General features: G+C 47.6%; 19 protein-coding genes. 10 read left to right on the top strand and 9 right to left on the bottom strand.

The annotated features are described in order from the left end of the window. Nucleotides 1-12: 12 nt before the first annotated feature. The 5 genes from dndC to B0B12_RS05230 are packed head-to-tail and all read left to right on the top strand — an operon-like array spanning nt 13 to nt 6,659. Nucleotides 13-1,350, top strand: coding sequence for a DNA phosphorothioation system sulfurtransferase DndC (gene dndC, locus B0B12_RS05250; RefSeq protein ID WP_076666401.1), 1,338 nt, complete (start codon nt 13-15; stop codon nt 1,348-1,350). Beyond that, entirely contained in the window at nt 1,340-3,433 is a 2,094-nt protein-coding gene (gene dndD, locus B0B12_RS05245; RefSeq protein ID WP_076666400.1) for a DNA sulfur modification protein DndD, read from the top strand. Before dndC ends, dndD begins: the two co-directional genes overlap by 11 nt. Beyond that, nucleotides 3,423-4,973: a DndE family protein gene (locus B0B12_RS05240; RefSeq protein WP_076666399.1), complete on the top strand. Its 1,551-nt coding sequence runs from the start codon at nt 3,423-3,425 to the stop codon at nt 4,971-4,973. Before dndD ends, B0B12_RS05240 begins: the two co-directional genes overlap by 11 nt. 10 nt (nt 4,974-4,983) lie before the next feature. Then, entirely contained in the window at nt 4,984-5,436 is a 453-nt protein-coding gene (locus B0B12_RS05235) for a hypothetical protein (protein ID WP_076666398.1), read from the top strand. Next, complete coding sequence (locus B0B12_RS05230) at nt 5,436-6,659, top strand: DNA phosphorothioation-associated DGQHR protein 1 (protein WP_076666397.1); 1,224 nt, start codon at nt 5,436-5,438, stop codon at nt 6,657-6,659. Before B0B12_RS05235 ends, B0B12_RS05230 begins: the two co-directional genes overlap by 1 nt. Nucleotides 6,660-6,705: 46 nt before the next feature. On the opposite strand, the gene B0B12_RS05225 is transcribed toward B0B12_RS05230, so the two are convergent. Further along, nucleotides 6,706-7,851: a cysteine desulfurase family protein gene (locus B0B12_RS05225; protein ID WP_076667697.1), complete on the bottom strand. Its 1,146-nt coding sequence runs from the start codon at nt 7,849-7,851 to the stop codon at nt 6,706-6,708. A 273-nt stretch (nt 7,852-8,124) separates the two neighbouring features. Between B0B12_RS05225 and B0B12_RS05220 the strand changes: the two genes are divergently transcribed. Then, nucleotides 8,125-8,952: a hypothetical protein gene (locus B0B12_RS05220; RefSeq protein WP_244554604.1), complete on the top strand. Its 828-nt coding sequence runs from the start codon at nt 8,125-8,127 to the stop codon at nt 8,950-8,952. Between the two features lie 65 nt (nt 8,953-9,017). Here the strand turns inward: B0B12_RS05220 and B0B12_RS20745 are convergent, their stop codons facing one another. Continuing rightward, the gene (locus tag B0B12_RS20745; protein ID WP_076667693.1) at nt 9,018-9,902 is read right to left on the bottom strand and encodes an SRPBCC family protein; all 885 of its coding nucleotides are present in this window, start codon (nt 9,900-9,902) and stop codon (nt 9,018-9,020) included. A gap of 129 nt (nt 9,903-10,031) precedes the next feature. Further along, complete coding sequence (locus tag B0B12_RS05210; RefSeq protein ID WP_076666396.1) at nt 10,032-10,586, bottom strand: 3'-5' exonuclease; 555 nt, start codon at nt 10,584-10,586, stop codon at nt 10,032-10,034. 298 nt (nt 10,587-10,884) lie between these two features. Between B0B12_RS05210 and B0B12_RS05205 the strand changes: the two genes are divergently transcribed. Continuing rightward, nucleotides 10,885-13,203, top strand: coding sequence for a GH92 family glycosyl hydrolase (locus tag B0B12_RS05205; protein WP_076666395.1), 2,319 nt, complete (start codon nt 10,885-10,887; stop codon nt 13,201-13,203). A gap of 492 nt (nt 13,204-13,695) precedes the next feature. On the opposite strand, the gene B0B12_RS05200 is transcribed toward B0B12_RS05205, so the two are convergent. Continuing rightward, the gene (locus tag B0B12_RS05200) at nt 13,696-15,120 is read right to left on the bottom strand and encodes a sugar MFS transporter (protein WP_076666394.1); all 1,425 of its coding nucleotides are present in this window, start codon (nt 15,118-15,120) and stop codon (nt 13,696-13,698) included. A 57-nt stretch (nt 15,121-15,177) separates the two neighbouring features. Next, nucleotides 15,178-15,891: a DUF8091 domain-containing protein gene (locus B0B12_RS05195; RefSeq protein ID WP_083704083.1), complete on the bottom strand. Its 714-nt coding sequence runs from the start codon at nt 15,889-15,891 to the stop codon at nt 15,178-15,180. A gap of 255 nt (nt 15,892-16,146) precedes the next feature. On the opposite strand from B0B12_RS05195, the gene B0B12_RS05190 reads away from it, so the two are divergent. Genes B0B12_RS05190 through B0B12_RS05180 form a run of 3 tightly spaced genes read left to right on the top strand, consistent with a single transcriptional unit; the run spans nt 16,147 to nt 19,927 of the window. Further along, nucleotides 16,147-17,400 (top strand): glycosyltransferase family 1 protein, encoded by a 1,254-nt coding sequence (locus tag B0B12_RS05190; RefSeq protein ID WP_076666393.1) that lies wholly within the window; start codon nt 16,147-16,149, stop codon nt 17,398-17,400. Between the two features lie 34 nt (nt 17,401-17,434). After that, complete coding sequence (gene glf / locus B0B12_RS05185; RefSeq protein WP_076666392.1) at nt 17,435-18,637, top strand: UDP-galactopyranose mutase; 1,203 nt, start codon at nt 17,435-17,437, stop codon at nt 18,635-18,637. A gap of 30 nt (nt 18,638-18,667) precedes the next feature. Next, a complete protein-coding gene (locus B0B12_RS05180; protein WP_244554603.1) occupies nt 18,668-19,927 on the top strand; it encodes a glycoside hydrolase family 1 protein in 1,260 nt (419 codons plus the stop codon). A 307-nt stretch (nt 19,928-20,234) separates the two neighbouring features. On the opposite strand, the gene B0B12_RS05175 is transcribed toward B0B12_RS05180, so the two are convergent. The 4 genes from B0B12_RS05175 to B0B12_RS05160 form a co-directional block, all read right to left on the bottom strand. Continuing rightward, nucleotides 20,235-21,983, bottom strand: a complete 1,749-nt coding sequence (locus B0B12_RS05175) for an amino acid permease (RefSeq protein WP_076666391.1) — start codon at nt 21,981-21,983, stop codon at nt 20,235-20,237. Then, the gene (locus tag B0B12_RS05170) at nt 21,980-23,098 is read right to left on the bottom strand and encodes a lysylphosphatidylglycerol synthase transmembrane domain-containing protein (protein WP_076666390.1); all 1,119 of its coding nucleotides are present in this window, start codon (nt 23,096-23,098) and stop codon (nt 21,980-21,982) included. The genes B0B12_RS05175 and B0B12_RS05170 overlap by 4 nt, the downstream gene beginning before the upstream one ends. Nucleotides 23,099-23,362: 264 nt before the next feature. After that, nucleotides 23,363-23,725 carry a hypothetical protein gene (locus tag B0B12_RS05165; protein ID WP_076666389.1) on the bottom strand — a complete coding sequence of 121 codons (363 nt, stop codon included), beginning with the start codon at nt 23,723-23,725 and terminating at the stop codon, nt 23,363-23,365. Nucleotides 23,726-23,952: 227 nt separating this feature from the next. Further along, entirely contained in the window at nt 23,953-25,380 is a 1,428-nt protein-coding gene (locus B0B12_RS05160) for an APC family permease (protein ID WP_076666388.1), read from the bottom strand. Nucleotides 25,381-25,879: the final 499 nt, after the last annotated feature.

The raw sequence follows: 25,879 nt of genomic DNA, 5'->3' as shown, positions 1-25,879 counted from the left end.
ACAAAGAGCTAAATGCTATTCAATATAAATTATTTAGAGGCGGAGATTATAGACCAATATTTACATGACGAAAATCCCGATCGTCCTTGGATTATTGGTTTCAGTGGAGGCAAAGACTCTACTATGTTATTGCAGGTTGTGTGGAACGCAATAAAAAAAATAGAAGAATTAAGTTGGACTAGAGACATTTACATTGTTTGTAATGACACCCTTGTAGAGAACCCTAAGGTTGTTCTTTTTATTGAAAAAACTCTCAAGAAAATTGAAGAAGCTGCTGTCAGAACAGGTATGCCATTCAAAGTGATAAGAACTATACCAAGACTAGAAGATACTTTTTGGGTTAATTTGATCGGTAAAGGATATCCAGCCCCAAGTAATACCTTTAGATGGTGTACTGAACGCTTGAAAATAAATCCAACAACTCGCTTTATACTAGACAAAGTAAGCGAGAAGGGTGAAGCAATTATATTACTCGGTACAAGAAGTGATGAAAGTTCTTCTAGAGCAAGATCTATAAAGAAGCATGCTATAAAAGGAAATAGGCTCAGAAAGCATATGCTGCCTAATGCTTTTGTCTATGCTCCGATTAAGGATATAACAACGAATGAACTGTGGCAATATCTTAATCAAGTAGCGCCACCTTGGGGAGGTACTAATAAAGAGTTAGTGACTCTTTATAGAAATGCTAATAGTGGTGATTGTCCTTTAGTTATTGACGAAACGAGTCCGAGCTGCGGCAATAGTAGGTTTGGTTGCTGGGTATGTACTGTTGTTAAAAGAGATAAGTCAATGGAGGGGCTTATTGACAGTGGAGAAGAATGGATGGAGCCCTTGATGGATTTTAGAGACTATCTAGTAGAGACACGTGAAAACGGAGAGAAGTATAGAGAAAAATTTGGGCGTGATGGCCGAGAAAAACCTGAAGGTTTCTATGGGCCATATAAAAGTTGGGTAAGAGCAGACTTCCTAGAAAAGCTTCTAATTGCGCAAAAAGAGATACAGGATACTGAAGGTGGTGTTGAGCTTATTTCTCATCAAGAACTAGTTGCTATTCAAGTAACTTGGTATCGCGATGGAATTTTTAATCATAAGGTAGCAGATATCTACAACCGCATCTATAATAAAGACCTTGATATGAGCAAACAAGAGGAGAAGTTCAGAGTTGAAGAAGAGCTTTTGAAGAAATCTTGCAAACAAGACCTTGAAGAGCTCCAGTTGATTCAAGACCTGATTGGCATTCAGAAAAAGAAAGCCTTGCTGCTACGCAAAAGAGGCCTTCAAAATGATATTGATGTTAGATTGGAAGAATATTTAGAGGCAAAGAAAGAAGTAGCAGGAAATGATAATTAAGGAAATTGAGCTCTATAATTTTAGAATTTATAATGGGCTTAATAAAATCGATTTTACTTCAGAGGAAGATAAAAACATCTTTATAGTAAGCGGCAGAAATGGTTTTGGGAAAACTACGTTTCTAATGTCTTTGGTATGGTGTCTCTATGGTAAGCAAATGCAGGATGTAGATGACCTATATAATAAAGAGATCGCTGACCAAGGAGGATATAGTAAGTATATCGTTAACTCTTTAAATCGCCTTGCTAAGGCGGAAGGTGATACTAAGTTTTCAGTTTCTATAACATTCAACAATGTTAATATTGCTGATATTCCTTGTAAGGAAATAAAGGTCACTAGAAGCTTCGACACGATTACTAGTACTGCTGATGAAGTCGAAATTTTAGTGGACGGATATGCAAACGAATTATCGAAAGAAGTAGGCCCTGAAATTTTCATCAGGGATTTTATCTTACCTAAAGAGATAGCTAAGTTCTTTTTCTTTGATGCAGAAAAAATTGTAACGCTTGCAGAAATAAATACTGCTGAGCAGAGAAGAAAGTTAAGTCAGGCTTATTCAGAAGTTTTAGGTATAAAGAAGTATGAAGACCTAAAGAACGAGTTGGAAACACTACAGCTCAGATTAAGACAAGATTCGGCTAGTAGTAAAGAAAAGATTGAACTTATAAACCTTAGAAGTGATGTAGAATCCTTTGAAGTTAAGATTGAGGATAATCAAAGTCGCATATCGGAATTAAAAGAACAGCGAAGCGAAAAGAACAAAGAATCGAGAGATATTCAGGAAAAGTTGATTCGCGCTGGCAGCAAAATTACGATGGAAGAGCTAGCTGAATTGCGAATCGAAGAAGAAAAGTTATCATTTCGTTTAAAAGAGCTCCAAAATGAACTTAAGGAAAGTTATGAACTGATACCTTTTGCGATCGCTGGAGGTTCACTTCTTGAGGTCTCGAAGCAGATTAAAAACGAGACTGATTTCAAAACAGCTAAGTATCAAGTAGATAATGTAAAAGAATCGACTAACAAAATCCTAACAGAACTAGCTGAGGTACAGCGACCCGATGATTTGGTAATAGACCATCGTGTTAGATCTTTCTATCAAAATACCTTTCAGGAGTTAATTAAGAAACACTTTTACCCTGATACCCCAGATTTACCTGAGGACTTTCAAACGCTTCATGAGTTTTCAAAAACCCAGGTTAATGAGGTAAACTCTTTAATTAATAATATCAAGTTATCTTTTAAAGAAGCATTTAAAAGGATTAACGGTGATTATATACAAGCCAAAAATGATCTCAATACTATAAGAAGGAGATTAAAGGATGCTGAAGCTAACCAAGAAGACCCTGTAATTGCAATTTTTAGGGCTAAAAAGGATTCATTAGATAATGAAGTAATCCACATTGATCAAACCATTGAATCTTTAAACCGAGAGATAGGAGAGTTCTCAAATGAGAAAACTCAAAAAATAAAAAATATAGAGGCCATATCAAAAAAACTCGATGTAGCAGCAGCTAATAAGGAAAAAGATGAGTTGGCTTCTCGACTAGTAAATAACCTGAAAGATTTCATAGCGAATTTTAAAGAGCAGAAGAAGAAATCATTAGAAGATCAGATACTTAAAGGACTATCGACTCTTATGCATAAGAAAGGTTTTATCAAAAATGTAAGAGTTGATATAATAGGTGAAGACATAGATATTGTGCTGCTTAATAGTAGAGGTGAAGAGATAAAAAAGGAATCTTTGTCTAAAGGCGAGCAGCAGATGTATGCAACCGCACTTCTACGAGGGCTGGTCGAAGAGTCAGATATCCAGTTCCCTGTATTTATTGACTCACCTATGCAAAAGTTTGATGAGCATCATGCGGAGAATATAGTTAGGTATTTCTATCCTAATGTGTCTGACCAAGTTGTGTTATTCCCTTTGATCAATAAGGAACTTACCTCTAAAGAATTTGATATTCTCTTCCCAAGTATAGCGGGCACATTCTTGATTAATAATCTACATGAAGATAAGTCCGAATTCAAGGCCATTGCCCCAAGTGAATTTTTAAATACATACAACAGTCTGTATAATGCAATTTAATATAAAGACTTCTGAAGCCAACAAGGTAGTTGTACAGGAGCTTACAAGGAGGATAAACCTACCTTCTGAGAATCATATATCAAGAATTGCTTTTAGCTATTCTCTTGCAAAAGGTGAGAAGCTTAATCTGGAAACAGATTTAAAAGACAGCAAAGGGAAAGAATACAAAGATGATATCCTGTTTGGCAGCTACCGTGATTATTACATTGCTTTAACTTGCCAGCATTATGGTTTGTACAAGACTGATGCAAGCATCGGTAAGTACATTAAGATGCATATTGATCATGGCCTAGAATTAATTAATAGGCTCTTTGAGAATAATAAAAGTTATTCTGGCCTTGACTTCCTTTTAGAGAATGTGGCCAATGGTATCGAAGCACTAGAAGATGCTGAAATTAGTTTAGATGCAGTTAAAAACTTTAATCAAACAATTAAAAAGAGTTATTATGCTGATGCAATTAGAATTTTGGTTGGAAAAGAGATTGATTCTGAGGAGCAAATCTTCTTTAATCTGAATGACACTTCTATACATAATAATGCACACGTCGCTGTAGCAGGCAATTCCGGTACTGGAAAAACGTATTTTGCTAATAACTTCCTGAAACAAGTTGTCGAATCATCGAAAGGTGAAGTAAACTTCATTTACCTAGACTTTAAAGGTTTAAAAAAGGAGGATGAGCAAAGCTTAAGGCCATTCTTTGATCAAACTAAAGCAGTTTATATTGATGCCCCTCATACCCCGTTTCCTCTTAATCCACTGTCTTTCATAGACAATGTGAATGAGAAGAATAAGATCATGGGTATCAATAAGTTTGTTGATATAATAGAGGCTTACTCTGGGATAGGAAAAAATCAGGTACAAACGCTGAGGGATGCTACTCGTGATGCCTTTGCTGCCAAAAAGAATGGGGGATATCCATCATTCAATGACATCTTTAATTTTGTTTTAGATGCAGAGGGAGATAAAGCCAGTAAACTACGAGAAGTACTGCAGAGTTTAAGTGAACTAGAGCTATTTGAATCTAAGGTTGATTTAAAGAATAGCTTTTTGAACAAGAACCACTATCTAAGTCTTTCAGGAGACTTACCAAAGGCAGTACGTTTTACAGCTGTCTTCTTACTAATTAACTATATCTATAACATATTCATGAACATGGAAAATGCCCCTATAGAGGGCAAGTACCAAGGTATGCGATATGTGCTACTTATAGATGAAGCCCATGTGATTTTTAAAGAGAAGAAATCTCAGGACTTGCTTGAAAAAATTCTCCGTGAGATACGTTCTAAAGGTGTCTCCGTTGTACTTCTTTCTCAAGGTATAGAAGAATTTAATCAGCCTTCTTTTGATTTTTCTAGCATGTGCGAAACAGCTTTCTTGTTCGATATTAAAGACAAAACAAACCTGAAAATGATGAGCAAGTTCTTAGGAATAGGAGAGAAAGAAGCCAATAAACTTAAAAGTAGCATGGAGAAGATACAGAAGTATCAGGTAGTTTCTAATCTTAAAGAATTTAGAGCAGGAGAGTTGTTCAGAGCATAACATAGTAATTATGAAAGGCAAACTCATAAATATTTCAGTAAATGCATTATACTTTGCAATTACCATCATGCTATTAAGCTCACTTGGTGTATGGTTGCCATTTGCGTTCGATAAGGCTCAATACGATTGTATTCAGGAGAGTACCTGGAATGGGCTACCTTGGAATCTAATTACCTATTCGATTGCTTTAGTAATGGTTGCTTTTATTGATCGAATAAGATATTTGTTTAAGACAAATAATGAGTTTAATAAAAATGAATTAGAATTTTTTATTATTCTAGTAATAATAATACTTGCGGCTTTTTTAATATATAAATCGCTTGTAGACTCTAAGTTTTCCCGTTTAGACCAATCCATTATTTATGCATGGGCTTTTACAGCCTTATCTTGGATAGTATGGTTATATGTTAAGCATAAGAATCCGAGTTACGATAATTATTCAACTTTAGGAGGGCGTTTCTAATGAGTTTTCTTGATGTATTTGCTTTGCGAGTTGAGCAACCCCTTTGTGACTTTTACATCGCATCTCTGAAAGCCAGTGATTTATTAAAAATTACTTTCTCAGAAAAGTTACAATACCAAGATGAAAAAGGAAAGCTTCACGGAAGCCAAAGGAAGATAGATCATAAAAGATTAGTCGAAATTGGCAGGTATATTGATTCAGTAGAAATGGCATTCCCTAATTCTATAATTTTAGCTGTAAATTATAATGAGGAAGGTGAGTTAGTGAATGATGAGGCTATACGTTGGGACATACATCATGTAGACGATAATCTATACAGATTAAGAATTCCATCTCATAGTAAACTAGCTGCTATAATTGATGGTCAACATCGTATGAAAGGATTTGAAGATCCTTATCTTAAAGATAAGAGCCGCTTAGATGTTGAATTACCTTGTTCGATATTCTTTGACTTACCAAATTCATATCAAGCATTTCTATTTGCTACAATCAACGGTAATCAAAAGAAAGTGGATAAAAGTCTGGCATTAGAACAGTTTGGTTTTAATGTTGAAGATGAACCTCAACATTCATGGAATCCCGAGAAATTAGCTGTATATTTTACAAGACGTTTAAATTTTACAGAGAGCCCCTTAAAAGGACACATTAAGATTGCTCCTACTATCTCTTCAGAGCTACATAACCGAATCTTTAGCGACAGCAAACAATGGTCTGTATCTACTGCCACGATTGTTGATGGCATATTAAATTTGATTAGTACTAAGCCTAAAAGAGATAGAGTTGAAATGGCTCAAGAAAATATTTGGGGCAAGAGAAGTCGGAGTATGGTCAAACCTTTTAAGGATAGTTCTCCACTTAGGAGTCACTTTTTAGATAAGGAAGATGAGGTTATTTATAAAATTATATCGACCTTCCTAAAGGTTGCAAAAGATACAATATGGAAGGAGTATAATTCGAAGTCTTACATTTACAAAACCGTAGGTGTCCAGGCGGTTTTTGATTTGCTGAGAAGAATTTTAGAGAAAGAGATAATTAGTGAGGAGGTGGATTTTTATAAATATCTTAAAAATGCTGTAGATTATGATTTTACTAAAGACACAATACAAGCATCTGGTATTGGAAGAAAAGATATTCGAAATGCTCTGTTATATGCTGGAGGATTAATAAGTAATAAAGACTTAAAAAGTTCAGACCTAGATAAAGTCCTTGCGCTTAAACGGTGAAGTTATAATCGTTTTATTATTGAGGTTTATATTGATACAAGTTGTGTTATGTTAGCATCCCTTTTAGATTAGGTATTAAAACACCTAACAAATTGATTAAAATTTCTAATTCATTTCTTGTGTTATATTTACTTAAACTAAATCTGATACAAGAAAAAGCATTATTTTCGCTTAGTCCAAGTGCCATCAAAACGTGACTTGGGTCAATTGATGCAGACGTGCAAGCGCTTCCATTACTGACAGCGATGCCCTCTAAGCCCATAATGATTGCATCGCTGTCAACACCTTTGAACAAAATATTTGAAGTACTATAAATTCTCTGACTTCTATTACCATTAACTTTAGTATCATCAATCTTTAATAGCTCAGTTTCAAGATAATCTCTTAGGTCTTTAATCTTGTCTTGATTTTCAGACATTTCAGTTTTAGCTATCTCACAGGCTTTTCCAAGAGCAATAATTCCTGGCACGTTAAGTGTGCCGCTTCTCAAGCTTCTTTCATGTCCTCCACCATGTATTAGTGCCTCTAATTTTACTCTTCTTGGTCGGCGCTGACGAAAAAAAAGAGCACCTACACCTTTTGGAGCATACATTTTGTGACCTGAGAAGCACATCAAGTCTATACCTAAATCATCAACATCCACTTCAATTTTACCTACAGCTTGTGTCCCATCTGTCATAAATATAGCTCCGGCTTCATGGGCTATATCAGCAATTTCTTTGACAGGTTGAATAACACCAATTTCATTATTCACCAGCATTACTGAAACCAGTATTGTATCAGCTCTAATTGCTTCCTTAAGAACCTGTAAATCAATCAAACCATCTGCTTGAACTGGCAAGTAGGTTACTTCAAATCCTTTTGTTTCTAAATACTCACAGGTATCAAGTACTGCTTTATGTTCTGTTTTAACGGTAATGATATGTTTACCTTTATTGCAGTAATTTTCTGCTACTCCCTTTATAGCAAGATTGATAGCTTCAGTAGCTCCTGAAGTGAAAATTATCTCATTCGTTTCACTTCCGATCAAGTCTGCCACTTGTTGCCTTGCATTTTTGACAGCCTCATATGCACCTAATCCGAAAGGATGTGTGCTAGCTGCGTTAGCGAAATTATCAGTAAGAAAAGGCACCATGGCTTCAAGTACTCTAGTGTCTATTTTAGTTGTGGCGTTATTGTCGAGGTAAATCATATCTGTATTATCATTAGCTTCTAAAATACACATTAATTAAGTATTGTGGAGTTAAAACTGTTGTACTTAATAAGATGTGCTTGATCTATAGCCATTTGTAATTTGTTATTTCAACTCAAAACCGAACAATTTCTGTTCACTTCCGAACGCCACTTAGGTAGCTGCCTCAAACCTTACTCCCTAATTTCCTCTCTTCACCCAAAATATTAGCTTTTCCTAATTCTTGGCATATAAATTGGAAATGGGTTTTTGCTATATACCTTAAATAAAACTATGAAAAGTTCTAATGCAAGCCCCCGTATGATCGTGCTGCTAGCTGGAATAGGATTCTCCTTGCTGACGCTTACTTCCTGCGAAAAAGAGATGGTTTTACCTGCTACGCCAGGCAAACCTTCGACAGGTACGCCAACCACCACGCCGCCTGTTACACCACCTGCTAACCAAGACCAGCCACCTGTTACCGGCACCAGCCTGCTAAAACAGTTCGGTACGCGGGTGTTCCGCTACGATGACCAGAAACGGCTGGTCGAGCTGAGCTATACCGACCAGCAGACGCATGGCTATACTGTGATCTGGGAAGGGAATAAACCGATGCGACTCAACTTTAAGGGAGGAGAGCATTACCTGCTCTATACTTACGAGGGCGATAACGTGATCGAAGCCGTTACTTATTCTCGCGACCACCAGCCGATCTACCGCTATACCTATGCCTACAATGGTGACCAATTGGTACGCGAAGCCAACATCAGTTATGCGACTTCAGCAGAGGGGAGGCTGCATGTAATCGACTACAAATACGATGTGCGGGGCAACCTGACCGAGCTGGTGCAGGCTTGGTCGACGAGTAGCAAGGCCGAAGACCTGAGCGCACCAGTTACCATTCGCTGGGGAGGCTATGATAACAACCCCAACCCACTACCTTACATCCAGAGCACCATGTTTCTGCCTGGCGTGAAGCTGTTCCAAAATAACCCAGGCTTCCGCAATGATGAAATCTATACCTATACCTACCACGAATCAGGAATGCCCAAGCAGCGCTACGCCAAAGTGCAATCGTATCCGAACGTGCCGGCCATTGGCGAAAGCTATACCTACGAGTAATAAAGCTCCAAGCCATAAACCAAAAGAGCCGCCTTTCTCAAATGAAAGCGCGGCTCTTTTTCATTCTAAGCTTTGGTTTCGCACATGGCTTTGATTTTCTGAAGGGCTTTTGGCCAGGTTTCTGCAAAGTGGGCTTCAAACTCCTGGTTCGTGTCCACGTCAATGGCGAGCAGCGTTTCGCCTTCCGTCTCTGTGAAGGTATAGTTCTCTAGCGCACCCGCCCAATCCGCTACCTCCGGACCGCTCGTGATCTCCTTGCCGTCCTGCACCAGACCCAGGTGCTCGATACTGATGAACTGGTTCGGGATGTTCTCTTTTATCCGGCTTACCATGCCGCCGGTTTTGCCCTGCTCGTCCAGGCCCAGAAATTGTATTTTGGCGCCTTTCTCCCATGAGCCTTTGTAATGCGAGGTCGGGTGAAATACGGCGGTCCAGGCTTTGTACTGCTCCGGGTCGAGCATCGCGCGGTATACCTGTGCGGCGGGAGCCTTTATCCTGATTTCGTAGTGAAGCGTGCGGGCTTTAGCGGCTTCCACGTAGCGCTTGAAATGATCGAGAATGGCCTGCCAGCCCGCCTGCTGCATGCCGGCATCATGACTCGGATCCGCGTCAAACGATTCAGTTACAAGGGTTTCTTCACCCTGGGGCTCAAAGCTGATCTCGACTTTCCGGCCGTCCTCTAAGGTATAGGCAATGCGCTGGTGCTCCTGCACGTCGGTATAGGTGCCGCTAAAGTCGAAGCCCATGCTGCCGTCTCTGGCTTCCATTCGGGAGAGAAAAGTGCCGCCGACGCGAAGGTCGTTCTCCGCCCGCGAGGTATGCCACTCTTCGGAAGCGCTGTTCCACTGCATGATGTGTCGCGGCTCGGTCCAGTACTGCCAGACTTTTGCTACCGGCGCCTGCACATGGGTGCTGATGGTGATACGAACGGCTTTTGATGTGTTTTCCATAGTCATGTGTTTTGTTAGAGATTCCTAATTCAGGTTCTCTAAAAGTATACACATTACCCGGTTTACACAAAAATTATTTTTAGTTGTGTTACGCTATGTTCCTGAATTAAAAGGAGGGGAGAAGTGCTGCTATACCCGGGCAATCTTGCAGCCCATGCGCGAGTCAAACTCTGCTTCGGAGGTGGTGCCTGTCAGGTCGAGGGCCTTGAGCGAAAGGCGGGCGCAGGCATCGGCGTCGGAGGCAGCGCGGTGGTGCAGAAAATCGATGCGGTGGAGGTTGCAGAGCGTTTTGAGGTCATACTTGTGCATCCCTTTCCAGATGTTCTTCGAGAATTTGAGGCTGCAGGTATAGCGCGCCTCGGGCAAAGGTATGTTGTAGGTGGCCAATGTTTTGCGCAGCACGCCCATGTCGAAACTGGCATTGTGGGCGATGAGGAGCTGGTTTTCCAGGTAAGGCCTGAGTTGCGGCCAGAGCTCGGCAAAATCAGGCTGGTCTTTCACGTCAGCCGGCCGGATGCCATGCACGGCGATGTTGAAAGAATTGAAATTTGGGTAATACAGCGGCTTGATGAGCCAGGACCGTGTCTCCACAATGCGCCTGTTACGCACCACGGTTATACCTATCTCACAAGGGCTGTCACGCTGGGGCGTGGCCGTTTCAAAATCAAGCGCAATAAAATCCATCGGGCGGCTATGTGTAAAATGCAGGGTGTTAAAAGCGAGGGCAAGTTAGTCAATTTGCAGGTATAAGCGGAGGCGGACGTACCCTCTTTTGTCATCTCGACGATAGGAGAGATCTGGATGATTTCATGTAGTGGCAATTTTGCAGATTTCTCCCAAAGGTCGAAATGACATAGTGTGTTCTTGTACAACTTAGACGCTCTTCTAGACAATGTTATTCAAATCAGCTATTCTGGTCAAGCAAGAGCCTCTGGTTTAAAAATAAACTTTAACTTTAAGAGCTATACCTTAACCCCGTACTATGAGAGTTTTTACCCTAACCGTTCTGCTGCTTATACCTTGCCTGGCCGTGGCGCAAAAGAAAACCGCGACCCCTGATCTAGTGAAGTACGTCAACCCGATGATCGGCACCGCTAAAATGGGCCATACCTACCCGGGTGCCACCGTGCCTTTTGGGATGGTGCAGTTGAGTCCGGATACCGATACCATCCCGTACGAGGTGAACGGTAAGTATAACAAGGACGTGTACAAGTACTGCGCCGGCTACCAGTATGATGACAAGACGATCGTCGGTTTCAGCCATACCCACTTCAGCGGCACCGGCCACTCCGACCTGGGCGACTTCCTGATTGCGCCTACTACCGGGAAACTGCAGCTGAATCCGGGCACGGCCGATAAGCCGGAAAGCGGCTATCGCTCGGCTTTCTCGCACAACAACGAGGTGGCAGAACCAGCCTACTACAAAGTAAAGCTCGACGATCACAACATCCTGGCAGAGCTCACGGCCAGCAACCGCGTGGGCATGCACCAGTATACCTTCCCCAAGTCCGACGAGGCGCACATCATCCTGGACCTGATGTCCGGCATTTACAACTACGACGGCAAAACCACCTGGACTTTTGTGCGCGTGGAGAACGATACCCTGATCACCGGTTACCGCCAGACCAACGGCTGGGCCCGCACCCGCACCGTATACTTTGCCATGGCCTTCAGCAAGCCCTTTTACCAGTATGGCAACAAAGACTACTCGGAGGCCCAGGTATACAAAGGCTTCTGGCGCAAGTTCGACCAGACCAAAAACTTTCCCGAGTTTGCCGGCAAAAAGATAAGAGCCTACTTTGATTTTAAAACGGAAGAAGGGGAGAAGATCAAGATCAAGTTCGCCCTCTCGCCGGTGAGTACCGAAGGCGCGCTGGCCAACATGAAAGCCGAGATCCCACACTGGGATTTTGAGCGGGTGAAGCGTGAAGGGCAGGCCGCCTGGAACAAAGAGCTCAGCAAAGTAGTGGTGGATGCCGGCAAAGATGACCTGGTGAATTTCTATACTGCCATGTACCATGCCTTCCTGGGTCCAACCACGTATATGGACGTGGACGGCAGGTATAGGGGCATTGACATGAACGTGCACCAAGCCAGCGGATTCACGAACTACACCAGCTTCTCGCTCTGGGATACCTACCGCGCACTGCACCCGCTCTTTAACATCCTGCAGCCTGCTCGCAACAACGACATGATCAAGTCCATGCTGGCGCACTATGACCAAAGCGTGCACAAAATGCTACCGGTGTGGTCGCACTATGCCAACGAGAACTGGTGCATGATCGGCTACCATTCCGTACCCGTGATTGCGGATGCCGTGCTAAAAGGCAATGGCAATTTCGACGCGAACCGTGCCCTCGATGCCTGTGTGCAGACCGCCCGAACGCGCTACTATGACGGCCTGGAATACTACATGGAGTTGGGCTACGTACCGGAAGACAAGAACGGCTCCTCGGTATCCAAAACGCTGGAGTACGCCTACGACGACTGGTGCATCGCGCAGATGGCCAAAAAGCTCAACCGCCAGGACATTTACGAGGAGTTCAGTAAGCGAGCCGAAAGCTATAAAAACGTGTACGATGCCAAGTCCGGCTTCATGCGCCCGAAGCTGAGCGACGGCAGCTGGAAGCAGGAGTTCGACCCGCTCGACACGCACGGGCAGGGCTTCATTGAAGGCAACTCCTGGAACTACAGCCTCTACGTGCCACATGCCCCGGAACAAATGATCGCGATGATGGGAGGGAAGACCCGCTTCGCCCAGCGCCTGGATTCCCTCTTCACGATGGAGCTGCCGGATAAATATTTCGAGAACACCGAAGATATCACCCGGGAAGGCATTATCGGCAATTATGTGCACGGCAACGAGCCCTCGCACCACGTGCCTTTCCTCTACAACTGGACCGACCAGCCCTGGAAAACACAGGAACGCACCCGCATGGTGCTCAAAGCCATGTACAAACCAACAGTGGACGGACTGGGCGGTAACGACGACTTCGGCCAGATGAGCGCCTGGTACATTTTCAGCACCCTGGGCTTTTACCCGGTCGCTCCCGGCTCTGACCAGTACGCCATCACCAGCCCCGCCGTCAAATCAGCCACCATCAACCTCGAGAACGGCAAGACTTTTACCATCGACGTGAAGGGCCAGAGTGATAAGAATGTATTTATCCAGAAAATGGAGCTGAACGGGAAGCCTGTGAACCGCACTTACCTGACGCATGATGAGATTATGAATGGCGGGAAGATCACGTTTTTTATGGGCAGCAAGCCGAATAAGAAGCTTTTTGCTGTAGCCCCTTGATGAAGTGATTTTATGGCGCGAGCGTCCACGCTCGTGTCTGGTATCGTGGGGCTTCCGGCCTAGGTATACCTAACGTAGCTTCGGTCATTCTATACCTTAAGCTGTAATGCTTTGTAGCTTCGCCTGTGCGGCGGGCACTTCCTTTTTGTCTTGACACAAAAAGTAAGCAAAAAAGTCAAGACCCTCCAAACTCGCTGACCGCTCAGACAGTGGAGTGTCATTTGGTGCACCTGGCACTACTATCTGTTTCATAGTCAGCGTGCAAGTTAGTCTTGCTATACCTGCCAGTGGTCTATAATAATTCTGGAAACTACAGTGCCTATACCTGTGGGATAGCAGCTACGGAAAATCCCCTCTTGAGAGGGGCAGTGGTGTGTTAATCGTGCACTAGAATTCTGAAAATCCTCAATTCATGCCAATCCTCATTCAAACAAAAAAAAAGACCGCGGGATTACCCCGCGGTCTTTTTTTTGTTTGAAGTCTCTTGGTGCTTTACACAGCAGCCTCTTTCACTTTATACCCCACAAAGCCATAATACACGATGTAGGCGTAGCAGATCATCGGGATGATGAAGGAAAGCTGCAGGTCGCCGGTTAGGTCCGCGAAGAGGCCTTGTAGTGGCGGTACAATGGCACCACCCACAATGGCCATAACTAACAGGGATGAGCCTTGGCTGGTGTGGCGGCCGAGTCCTTTGATGGCCAGGTCGAAAATGGTTGGGAACATGATGGAGTTGAACAGGCCGATGGCGATGATTGCCCACATAGCCAGCGTACCTTCCGCCACGATACCGATCAGCAGCAGACCGATCACGGCCAGGGCAAACAGACCTACGGTGCGGTTAGGTATAAAGCGGGCCAGCAGCAGTACCACCACGTTCAGCGCGATCAAGCCCAGTATGATCAGGGCTTCGTTCAGGTCATAGAGTGCATACACCGTGAGGAACGTAACCAGGGCAATCAGGCCGATCACCATAAATTTGCCTGTGCTCTTCAAAGTGCTCAGAGCCACCGCCCCGAAGAAGCGACCGACCATGGCACCACCCCAAAAAAAGGCCAGGTAATGCTTTGCCTCGGACTCTGACAAACCAGTGATCTGAGGAAGTTTGATATAATTGATCAGCGCACTGCCGATGCTCACCTCACCGCCCACATACATGAAAATACAGATGATACCCAGCACCAGATGCGGATACTTGGTGGCACCTGCACCTCGCTCAATCTTGCCACCGCCTTCCAGGCGCGGCAACTTCGCAACCTTAATCAGCAAAGCCAGCAGCAGCAGAAGTCCGGCAAGGCCCAAGTAAGGGAGTTTCACCGAGTCAGCCGTGTCGATCTGGGCAGAGGCCACTTGGTCGAAAATGAGGTAACCGCCAATGATGGGGGCGATGGTGGTGCCAAACGAGTTGAGCGCCTGAGACAGGTTCATGCGGCTGGATGAGGTTTCAGGCGGACCGAGAATCGCCACATAAGGGTTGGCCGTAATCTGCAGTACCGTAATGCCGGATGCCAGCACGAACAAGGCCATCAGGAAGAAACCATAGCTGTGCAGGACAGCCGCCGGGTAAAACAGGACACATCCCACGGCCGCTACGAGCAATCCGATGATGATACCGTTTTTGTAGCCGATCTTCTGGATAGGGTCGCCTTTGATAATGGACATCATAAAGTAGAGGAACGACACAATGAAGTAAGCCCCGAAGAAAGCCGTCTGGATCAGCATGGCTTGCCAGAGCTGCAGCGTAAAGACTTCCTGCAGTTTCGGGATCAGGATGTCGTTCATGCAGGTGATAAAGCCCCACATAAAAAACAGGAGCGTAACGACGATGAGCGGGGAGGTATAATTCCTATAGTCCCGCGGGGTTTCTTTCGACTGCGAGGCAGCTGCGTCAGTCGTAATTGGCGTGGTGGATGGCATCAGGGTATAGTTTAGTGTTTGTTAGGTTTATTTCTGTTTGTGTATTGCATTGGTGTTCTACCACTCGTAGAGCAGCTCGTTCCTTCTCTTTCCCACGACCACAATCGCATCCATCTTGCGCAGGCAGTACGTGATCTGGCGGCAGCGGTGCATCGGCAGCCCGGTAGCCGCTGCCAGGCACTTGTTCGAAAAGGGCTGGGGCAGGGAAGGGGGCAGAAACTCCAGAAAATCGGTGTTCTTGCTATATACCCTGGACGAAACCACAGACACCAGCCGCCTGTCTTTCAGGCTTTCGCGTTTGCGGCGCTTACTGCCTTTGCCGTCTTTACAGCGCACCTCCTCTTCCTGTATGAGCGGAAACTCAATCGAGAAATTGGCGTGGTTGACCAGTTCCGGCAGCCGCACAAGCTCCTCGAACAGATCGGTAAGCGCCCCTTTGGTAGTAGACTTTCGTCTGGATAAAGTTCTTGCGCCAGACTCGTCTACCTGCACGATCCACTTTTCGAGCGTGATCGGGTGCAGCATGTGTACGCGATGTTCCTGCACAAGGGTCTGCAGTTTTTGCCGGATGGCGGTAAAATTGCGGGTCTGTATCTCGACCAGCTGTTCGCCGCGCACCAGGTCGATGACAAAACCGCCGACAGGCACTTCAAAGTTATCGCCGGGCTGGGCGTACCACTGCTTCAGGGCGGCATGCAGCGAACGCTCATTGCGTATGCCGATGCCCGTCTCTCTTGCCACAATTTTATCTTCCAACTCCGGATCAGCCATACCTTCCACCTGCTTTTTCTAATGTGCAAAATAGACATTCTATCTTAATCTCAGCTATCGGAGACTTGATAATTAGTTGCAGGTATGGGTTCAGTGATGTGAATATAAAAATTAAGTGTATAAAACGGTGATAATACGTGTATATTCTTAAGATGATTTATCATAACTCACGTAGTTATTAAATCTGTACTATCAGTTCGGGGCCTACCTGAAACAATCCCGTAACCTGGCCTCAATGTCTCTTAAAAGAACGCTATGTTTAAAACAAACTCAGAATCCATTGCGCCGGCAGCAACCGGTGAGGAAATCACAAGTGCGGTCTCTTATTCCAAGACCGAAGAAAAAAAAGTAACACGTAAAGAAACCCCGTCTGCCAATCCTCTACAAGGTATACGGGATGTGGTTTGTCTCTCGCACCTGCGCTGGGATTTTGTGTACCAGCGGCCACAGCACCTGCTCTCGCGCTTCGCCCTTCATGCGCGTGTCTTCTTTGTGGAAGAGCCCGTTTTTGTGGACTGCCAGGAGCCATACCTGCAAGTGACGGAGCGGGAGGGGAAGGTGCAGCTGGTCGTGCCGCATATGCCTCATGGACTCTCACCGGAAGCGGTGGAGGAAGCACAGCGCCGCCTGCTCGACGAGCTGTTTGCCGAACAGAAGATAGCGGACTACCTCTTTTGGTACTACACCCCAATGGCCCTGGGTTTTACGTCGCATTTTAAGCCTGCCATGACCGTGTACGATTGCATGGACGAGTTGTCGGCATTCAGGTTTGCGCCCGCCCAACTCAAAGAGCGCGAACTGGCACTTTTCCAAAAGGCTGATCTTGTCTTTACGGGTGGTCAGAGTCTGTACGAGGCTAAAAAGAAGCAGCACCCGCAGGCTTACGCCTTCCCAAGCAGTATTGACAAGATGCACTTTGCGCAGGCACGAACCCGTTTGCCCGAACCCGCCGACCAGGCAGCTGTACCTGCACCCCGCATCGGTTTCTTTGGGGTGATAGATGAGCGCATGGACCTGGACTTGCTGGAAGCGATGGCCACTGCCCGGCCGGAGTGGCAGCTCATCATGATTGGGCCGGTCGTGAAGATTGATCCGGCCACGCTGCCCCGGCACGCCAACATCCACTACCTAGGCGGTAAGTCTTATAAGGAGCTACCGGCCTATTTAAGTGGCTGGGATGTGGCACTCCTCCCATTCGCCATCAACGAATCCACCGAGTTTATCAGTCCGACCAAAACCCCCGAATACCTTGCGGCGGGCAAACCTGTGGTTTCAACCCCCATCCGGGACGTGATCCGCCCCTATGGCGAGCAAGGTTTGGTACACATTGCCGCTACGCCCGAGGCTTTTATTGCCGCGGTAGAGCAGGCCCTGACGCAGCAGCAAGACGAGTTGTGGCTGGCCGCGGTGGACGACTTCATGGCCGATCTTTCATGGGATACTACCTGGGGCAGCATGGCGAAGCTGATCACCGATGCCCTGGAGCTGAAAAAGCAGCGAAAATCCTGATCAGGATTAACACTTACCTTATAAATCAAACTGTATGTTCGACTACCTGATTGTGGGAGCGGGCTTTGCCGGCAGCGTGCTCGCCGAGCGACTGGCCTCGCAGCTGCATAAAAGCGTGCTCATCATCGACAAGCGTCCGCACATTGCCGGCAATGCCTTCGACCACTACAACGAAGACGGCATCCTGGTGCACCGCTATGGGCCACATATTTTCCATACCAATTCAAAGGAGGTATTCGACTACCTGTCGCAGTTCACCGCCTGGCGCCCGTACGAGCACCGGGTGCTCGCGAGCGTGGACGGGCAATTGGTGCCCATGCCCATCAACCTCGATACGATCAACAAACTCTACGGGCTCAGCCTGACCTCTTTTGAGGTGGAGGACTTCTTCAAATCCGTGGCAGAGGACGTGTCGCCGGTGCGTACCTCCGAAGATGTAGTGGTGAGCAAGGTGGGGCGCGAGCTCTACGAAAAGTTTTTCCGCAACTATACCCGCAAGCATTGGGGCATGGATCCATCGGAGCTGGATAAATCGGTGACCTCCCGCGTGCCGGTGCGCAGCAACCGCGACGACCGCTACTTCACGGACACTTTTCAGGCCATGCCGCTGCACGGTTACACGAGTATGTTCGAAAAGCTGCTGGCGCATCCCAACATCAAGATCATGCTCAACACCGACTACCACGAAATTCTGGACCTGATTCCTTTCCGGGAGATGATCTATACCGGTCCGGTAGACGAGTACTTTGGCTTTTGTTTTGGCAAGCTGCCCTATCGCTCCCTGGAGTTCAAACACGAAACACTCGATGCGCCCGTTCACCTGCCTGCTGCGGTGGTAAACTACCCCAACGAGCACGCCTATACCCGCATCACGGAGTTCAAATACCTGACCGGGCAGCAGCACCCCAAAACCAGTGTGGTGTACGAATACCCCAAGGCTGAGGGGGACCCCTATTACCCGGTGCCGCGCCCTGAGAATGCTGCGATCTACAACCAGTACAAAAAGCTGGCGGATGCCACGCCCGGCGTTCACTTTGTCGGCAGGCTGGCGACCTACAAATACTACAACATGGACCAGGTGGTGGCGCAGGCGCTCACGCTTTTCAAGAAACTGGCTGGTCAGGAGCAAGCCTTGCCGGTTTTGGATGGCGCACTAGCAGAGCACAACGGTCACCGCCTGAAGGCAGAGGCAGTAGAACTGCGGGTTAGCTTAAATGGCGACAGCAAAATCACCTGATAAGGATCTTGTAACGGAGTTATTTAACAAATGGCAGAAAACGCAGCGGCAAACACCAGCGCACAGCAAAGTTCTTTTCAATCCTTCTGGATGGCCGGGTTTGAGTGCACAGACAAACTCAACGCCTTCGGAAACAGAGTGGACTTCCTCACCCTGACGGGACATCTCCAACTACTGGAGCAGGATTACCGCAACCTGTATCCCTTCCGGATCAGGACGGTGCGGGAAGGTATACGCTGGAGTCAGGTAGAAAAATTGCCTTACTGCTACGATTGGACGACCGTCGGCACCATGCTCGCGATGGGTAAGAAACTGGGCATACAGCAGGTATGGGACCTCTGCCATTTTGGTTATCCGGACGACCTCACACCCCTGCATCCGATGTTTGCCAGACGCTTCGCCGCCATGTGCAGAGCTTTTGTGCAGTTCTACCGCTCTCAGGTTCCGGATGGTCCCTTGGTGGTTACCCCCATCAACGAAGTGAGTTTTATTTCCTGGTTGGGTGGGGACGTACGAGGGACTTCGCCTTACTGCATCGGGCAAGGCTGGGAAGTGAAGTATAGTTTGATGCGGGCCTACATAGAAGGTATAGCAGCCATGCGCGAAGAAGACCCCGACATCCGCATCCTGACCACGGAGCCGCTCGTGAACATAGTTGCTCCCCGCGATGGGTCGCCCGATGTGCAAGCCGAGGCCCAAAGGGCGCAGGAACACCAGTTTCAGGCAGTGGATATATTGTGTGGCCGTATCTGCCCCGAGCTAGGTGGAAAACCAGAGTACCTGGACATTCTGGGTCTCAACTACTATTACAACAACCAATGGGAGCTGGGTACGCACGAGCGGCTGAGCTGGGTGAACGAGCACCAGGACGAGCGGTGGCAACCCTTGCGGAATTTGCTGCAAATGGCCTATACCCGTTACCAGAAACCCATCGCTCTGGCAGAAACAAGCCATCCAGGTATAGACCGTCCGCATTGGATCCGTTTTGTGGCTGAGGAGTGCACTGCTGCACTGCAGGCAGGTATACCTTTGTGGGGAATCTGCCTGTATCCCATCATCGACCGGCCCGATTGGGACCACCTCGCTCCCTGGCACCGGTCAGGACTTTGGGACGCGGAGGAGGAGCCCGGTGAACTGCCGGAACGTGTACTGTACCAGCCCTACGCAGAGGCCCTATTAGAGGCACAGCAGCGAATGGATGAGGCTATCACAAAAGGGAAGGGTATACGAAAGATGCGGCGAAGAACTGTCGGCACGAAAAGCAGGTGGGTCTTCAGTGATTTGCAGTAGATTAGTAGGGAAGCACGAACTTAAGGAAAGCCTATTAAATAGAAAACCCGCTGCCGGAGCAGCGGGTTTTGCTTTATTGTCTATACTCTTAACGCCTGTTAATCTACCACTTGTTTAGTCGTTTCGGGAGTCTTCTGCTGCAGTTTGCCGTGTTTGGGGCACTACAGTAAGTAAACCGGCACATCTATTGTGGCTACCTGACCTGTGATGATGATTGTCACATAAGGCCTGGTAAACTTGCGATGTATCATTCCGAATTAAGCGGGCAACAGACCATCGCGGCACATGGCGTATGAAATGGGTTTGCTTAGGCAGCTTTTACTTCCGCTGCTTGACGGAGTTTGCTGTTTCGGTAGCCGTATGCAAAGTAAACCACCAGACCCAGCGCCAGCCAGCCTAAGAAACGTGTCCAGTTCGTCAGGCCCAGCTCTGTCATCAGGTATAGGTTGGTAAGCAGACCCAATACAGGTATAAGCGAAAGCTCGCGGACAATGGTGAGCACGGTGACGATTGCGGCGACCACAATGAAGCCCAATAATGGCAACTTGTGCTGAAAAACTTCCCAACCACCGTCGAGGCTGAAGAAGGCGCTCACCGCAGCTGCCTGAAAATAGAAGAGCAATGCAATAGCCGCCAGCATTAACACAGGCAGTACGTAACGGCCATTGATGTAGGGTACCCGGAAACCTTTGTGGGCTGTGGTGGCCACTTTTTGTTTCTCTTCCATCAACAGGATACCGCCGCACACCAGCACAAAGGCGAACAGCGTGCCGATGCTTGTCAGGTCTGTCACTTCAGTCAGGTTCATGAAAAGAGCCGGCACCGCCACTACAAAACCGGTGACAATGGTGGCAAAGGCAGGAGTCTTGTGTTTTGGGTGGATGCGGGAGAAGGCACGCGGCAGCAGCCCGTCCCGGCTCATGGCCATCCAGATACGGGGTTGCCCGTACTGGAAAACCAGCAGCACACTGGCCATGGCTACCACGGCGCTCACGGCCACAATACCGGCCATGGCATCCAGGTTCACCCGCGCGAATACAAAGGCCAAGGGGTCACCCACGGCCAGCTCGTTGAAGGGAACCATACCTGTTAGCACCAGGGCCAGCAACACGTAAAGAACCGTACAGATCACAAGTGTGAAGATCATGGCGCGTGGCAGGTCGCGCTGCGGGTTCTCACTCTCCTCGGCTGTGGTGGAGATGGCGTCGAAGCCAATGTAGGCGAAGAAAACCGCCGATACCCCTTTCATAATGCCTGACAGTCCGTTCGGAGCGAAGGGAGACCAGTTATCCGTATTGACATAGAAGGCGCCTACCGTGATAACGAGTAAAATAACGATGAGCTTGAGCAGCACCAGTAGGTTGGCCGTGCGCTTGGACTCCTTGATGCCGATGTATACCAGGTACGTGATCAGCGCCGTGATGCCCAGTGCAGGTATATCTGCCACTAGCCTGAAACCAGCCAGCGTCGGCGCGTTTTGCCAGGCCAGAAACGATTCCTGCAAGTACATTGGCAATGACGAGAGCGCCTGCCCCTGTGCGAGCAAGCCCTGTGCTTCCTCAAAGCCACGTGATGCGCTCAGGTAATCCATGGTGAGGTACTCCGGCATGCCGATGCCGATGCCACGGAGCACGGCCGTAAAATAGTCGGACCAGGAGATGGCTACTGCAATGTTTCCGATGGCATACTCCATGAGCAGGTCCCAGCCGATGATCCAGGCCACGAACTCACCGAAAGAAGCATAGGCATAGGTATAGGCGCTGCCCGACACAGGTATGGTAGAGGCAAACTGTGCGTAGCAAAGAGCCGAAAAACCGCAGGCGATGGCCGTGAAGATGAAAAGCAAGGAGACGGCCGGGCCGCCCGCCGCACTGGCATTGCCGATGGTGCTGAAGATGCCCGCCCCGATAATAGCCGCGATGCCAAAGGCAACAAGATCCCTGAACTGCAGGTTGCGTACCAGATCGGTGCCTTGTATGTTACCATCTTTACGATAGTCCTCTAGAACGGCAACGGCATTTTTTCGACGGGTGAGGTTCTTAACAAAATTTCTCATTTAGCGGGGATAGTGTCGGAATTAAGGGTGGTTGAAATATTTTTTTGCTGGTTCGATGCAGGTATGGTATTGTCTTTCTCACTGCCATACACCACAGCAACCCAGCGTGGAAACACGATGACGCCCACCAACAGGTATAGGTAGTAGGTCAGCAGGCGGTACAGCAGTACGATGATGGTGGTAAACCCACCCAGGAAAGCACCAAAAAAAGCTGGAAAAGCGATCTCGGCAAAGCCAGCTCCTCCCGGGGTAACAGACACCAGCAGAACTACCTTGTAGATGAGGTTGCGTGCAAACACCAGGAAATGGTCTCCCGCATCCAGGTGCGTGAAAGCCGCTATCAGACAGCCGATGATGGCGTACCGGGCGGTCCAGACAAATATAGTAGAGATGCTTCCATGAAGCCAAAAAGAAACGTCTTTCGTGCGCAGGTGCTTGGAAGCAATGAGCAGCTCGTTGGCGTGGCGCAATAGTGCAGGCCGCCACTTTCGCAATATTCTGATGCTTCCGATCCGCAATAATAGTCGCTTGACGGCTTTTGGGTTCATGAAAAGGGCATAGAACATGGTAAACGCATAAAGGGCGATCAGCAGGTATGAGATACCAAAGGCAATGCTTAGGCTCTGCCGGAACGTTTCGCTCATGTTATCGAGAGAGGGAATTAACTCGCCATCTGCGAACAGCAGCACAAGTGGTACTGCCAGCACGAAATACAGGTTGTCCAGCATGGCCGTCACCATCACCTGTGCAATGGACTTGCCCAGCGCAATCTTCTCTTTGAACAGAATGTAGGCCGCAATGGTAGAACCACCCACTACCGAGGGCAGGGCGCAGGAGGCGAACTCCCAGAGCATGATCACCCGGAAACTCTGCTTCCAACTCAGGGCTTTGTCTGTGATGTAACGGATACGGTACATGTAGCCCAGATCCCTGATGAGCAGTACCAGCAACGTTACCCCAATCCAGAGCGGGCTGGCTTGCAAGAGCGTCTGAAGTTGCCCTGGCTCGTAGTTTTTATACAGCATGTAGCCCACCACGCCCAGTCCCAGCAACATGGGCAGTATGAGCCTGCGGGTAGAGAACTTCGCCTGTAATTTTTCCTTTGTAAGCGTCATGGTTGTAATCGTGTCTACTCAGACCCTCGCTCTTCGCATTGCATGCCAGTCGCGCGAAAAGGGCCTGTAGTATCAGGCATAGCCGTTCTACACTAGTGCAGCTGTCAGTTCAATCCCGCCTTTGTAAAACCATCGAAAAAACGAGTTGGCTTTAGCCGGGAAAAAGCTGCTGTCAACAGAAACAGCTTTTATTCGGACTCCGGCTTCTAAGGCAGGTATCCGCGGGGATTAGGTCAGTATGAGCAGCCGGAAAGAGGCTGATATCTAAGGGCCTTTGGTCTGAATAATGTAAAGGCCGCAGTCGTCCTTGGAGGCAGAGGATGCATGTACTACCGCAGGTATAGCACCTTTGCCATTAGGGTAAATTTTTTGGAGTAGCAAGTAGAAAAGGGGAGCTAGCAGGGACCTCTCAAGCTGAGGCAGGCCGACCACTTCGCCAGGGGTGTAATCGCCCAAAAAGAAAGCGAGTGGAGCTTCTTCTACCGTATTCGTGCTCTCCTGAAACAGCCTCTTAGGCAGGTTATTTGCCTGTACAGTGGCAGGTAGGGCAATTGTCAGCACGCCGCATAACAGGATTGTCAGCAATACGTTCAGCTTTTTTAGCACCTGCGCAACTGTAGTTTTCATCTTAACAAAGGAAAAGTGTAGAGCCCACTAATGCAACAGGGAGGTCACATAAATTTTTCGGGAGGCAACAGGCTGATCCCGGCATATTTAGCCAGGCATCCTGAATAGCAAGATGCAGACAGGGGATCGATGCTAGGACTAAAGTGCAACCCGCTTCGCCCATACAAAAACAAAGATCCGCAGCCTATAACTTGCTAAGGCTAGAGGCTACCATCCCGCTTTGGTTCTCAGTTTAGAACCTTTTTCTCAGAAGACGCTTCAGATTCTTTGCGCTGGTTTTTACGGAACCACCAGTACATGGGAATGCCCGTCAGGATCAGCGCCATGCCAATGGCTGCCTCCCGGGGGCGGACCATGATCGTGTTTAGGAAGAGGGCGGCACAGAAGAGGACCATGATGGCAGGCACCACCGGGTAGCCCCATACCTTATAGGGTCTGACGGCGTTGGGCATTTTTCTTCGCAGGATGAATACACCCAGTGTGGTAGACCCATAAAAGATGAAAACGGCAAAAATAATCATGTCCGTGAGTTGGTCGAACGTACCGGAGAGTACCAGCAGACAGGCCCAGATACACTGATAGCGGAGCGAGTTAGCAGGAGCCTGCGCCTGGTTAAGGTCTGCCGCCTTCCGGAAGAAGAGCCCTTCTCGTGCCATAGCGAAGTAGGTGCGACAGCTTGCCAGCACAGTGGCATTGGTACAGCCAAAGGTCGTGATCAGGATCAGGATGGAAATGAACACGGTGCCGCCATAGCCCCAGAAACTCTTCACAGCCTCTACAGCCGCAATCTTGTTTCCGGCTGCATGAATTTGTTCCAGCACCGAGACAGGAAGCAGGGACAGGTAGGTCATGTTCACGAGCAGGTAAATGCCGATCACCGTCAGCACCCCGATGGTTATACCCCTCGGAATGTTTTGCTTTGCGTTTTTGACCTCACCGCCCAAAAAGCCGATGGCTGCCCAGCCCTGGTAGGCCCAGAACGCAGAGAGCATGGCTGTGAAGACGGCGCTGAAAGTGACAGGAGAATTGGAGACGGACGAAACTGAGAAGCTTTCCCCGATATTTGACTGGCTGCTGGAGAGCCCGAAAAGCACAATGATACCGATTCCGGTGAAGACAAGCAGCAGGATGGCTGTGCTGAGCCAGGCCCCGGTCCGAACGCCCTTCATGTTCACCCAGGTTAGGAGGACGATCAGCAAGATGGCAACTAGCTTGATGTTGAAGTCGGCAAATGGGTAGAAAATACCACTAATCGTGAAGTCGGATAACCCTTCGAGCATAGGGGGTAGGGGCACAATGCTATGGAGCGACTGCGCAAAGACATACGACAAAGAAGAGATCGCCGCCGTCTGGATGACCGTGAACAGTGACCACCCGTAAATGAAGGCGAAGAAACGGTTGTAGATTTTCTTGTAATAGGCGTATTCCCCACCCGTATCGGCCAGCAGACCGGCTACCTCCGCGTTGCAGAGCGCGCCAAACAAAGAGATAACGCCGGCCAGCAGCCAGCAGATCAGCACCCACTCAGCCGAGTGCAACTCAGCAGCCATCGGTGCCACCTTTTTGTACACGCCGGACCCAATGATGTTTCCAATCACGACTACGATCACCAGGCGCAGGCCCAGTGAGCGGTCCAGTTCACGCTGTATCCCCATGCGTTCTATTTTCTGCTGGTCTCTTAGAAATGATTATAAAAGCAAACCACAATGTAAGCTGGAAAAATAATATTTCATACTATTTTATCCATAGCAGTAAAATTCGAATATCTGATGCTATTCAGGGTGAGCCTATGGCAATAGGGTGCTGTGCTAAGTTGTTGGCTATTTTGATGTTAAGCAGCTAATCACGGAGCGTTTTTCTAATCTTATTTACCGCTGCCGTAAATCTATACACCCTTGGCCATGCACTTGCCCGTCTACTTGTTTATTAGCAAAAGCTGCATTGTTCCCGGTGATCATGCGTTCCTCCAGGCCAGGGTCCCAGTTCAACTGAAGCAGGCGCAAGCTGCTTTCCGGGTATACTATCCAGTGCATGGAGGTATAGGGCGCGCGCCTTTTTTCAGCCAGAACAAGGCGGGTCTGCAGAATGGACATTGAGTGAGCGTGCCTGACGACTTCAGGGGGTATGATTCTTTATCCCGATTAAGTTAAAAGC

Origin of the sequence: Pontibacter indicus, from assembly GCF_900156345.1 — a bacterium.
GTDB lineage: Bacteria > Bacteroidota > Bacteroidia > Cytophagales > Hymenobacteraceae > Pontibacter > Pontibacter indicus.
This window is presented reverse-complemented; position numbering and strand designations above follow the sequence as displayed.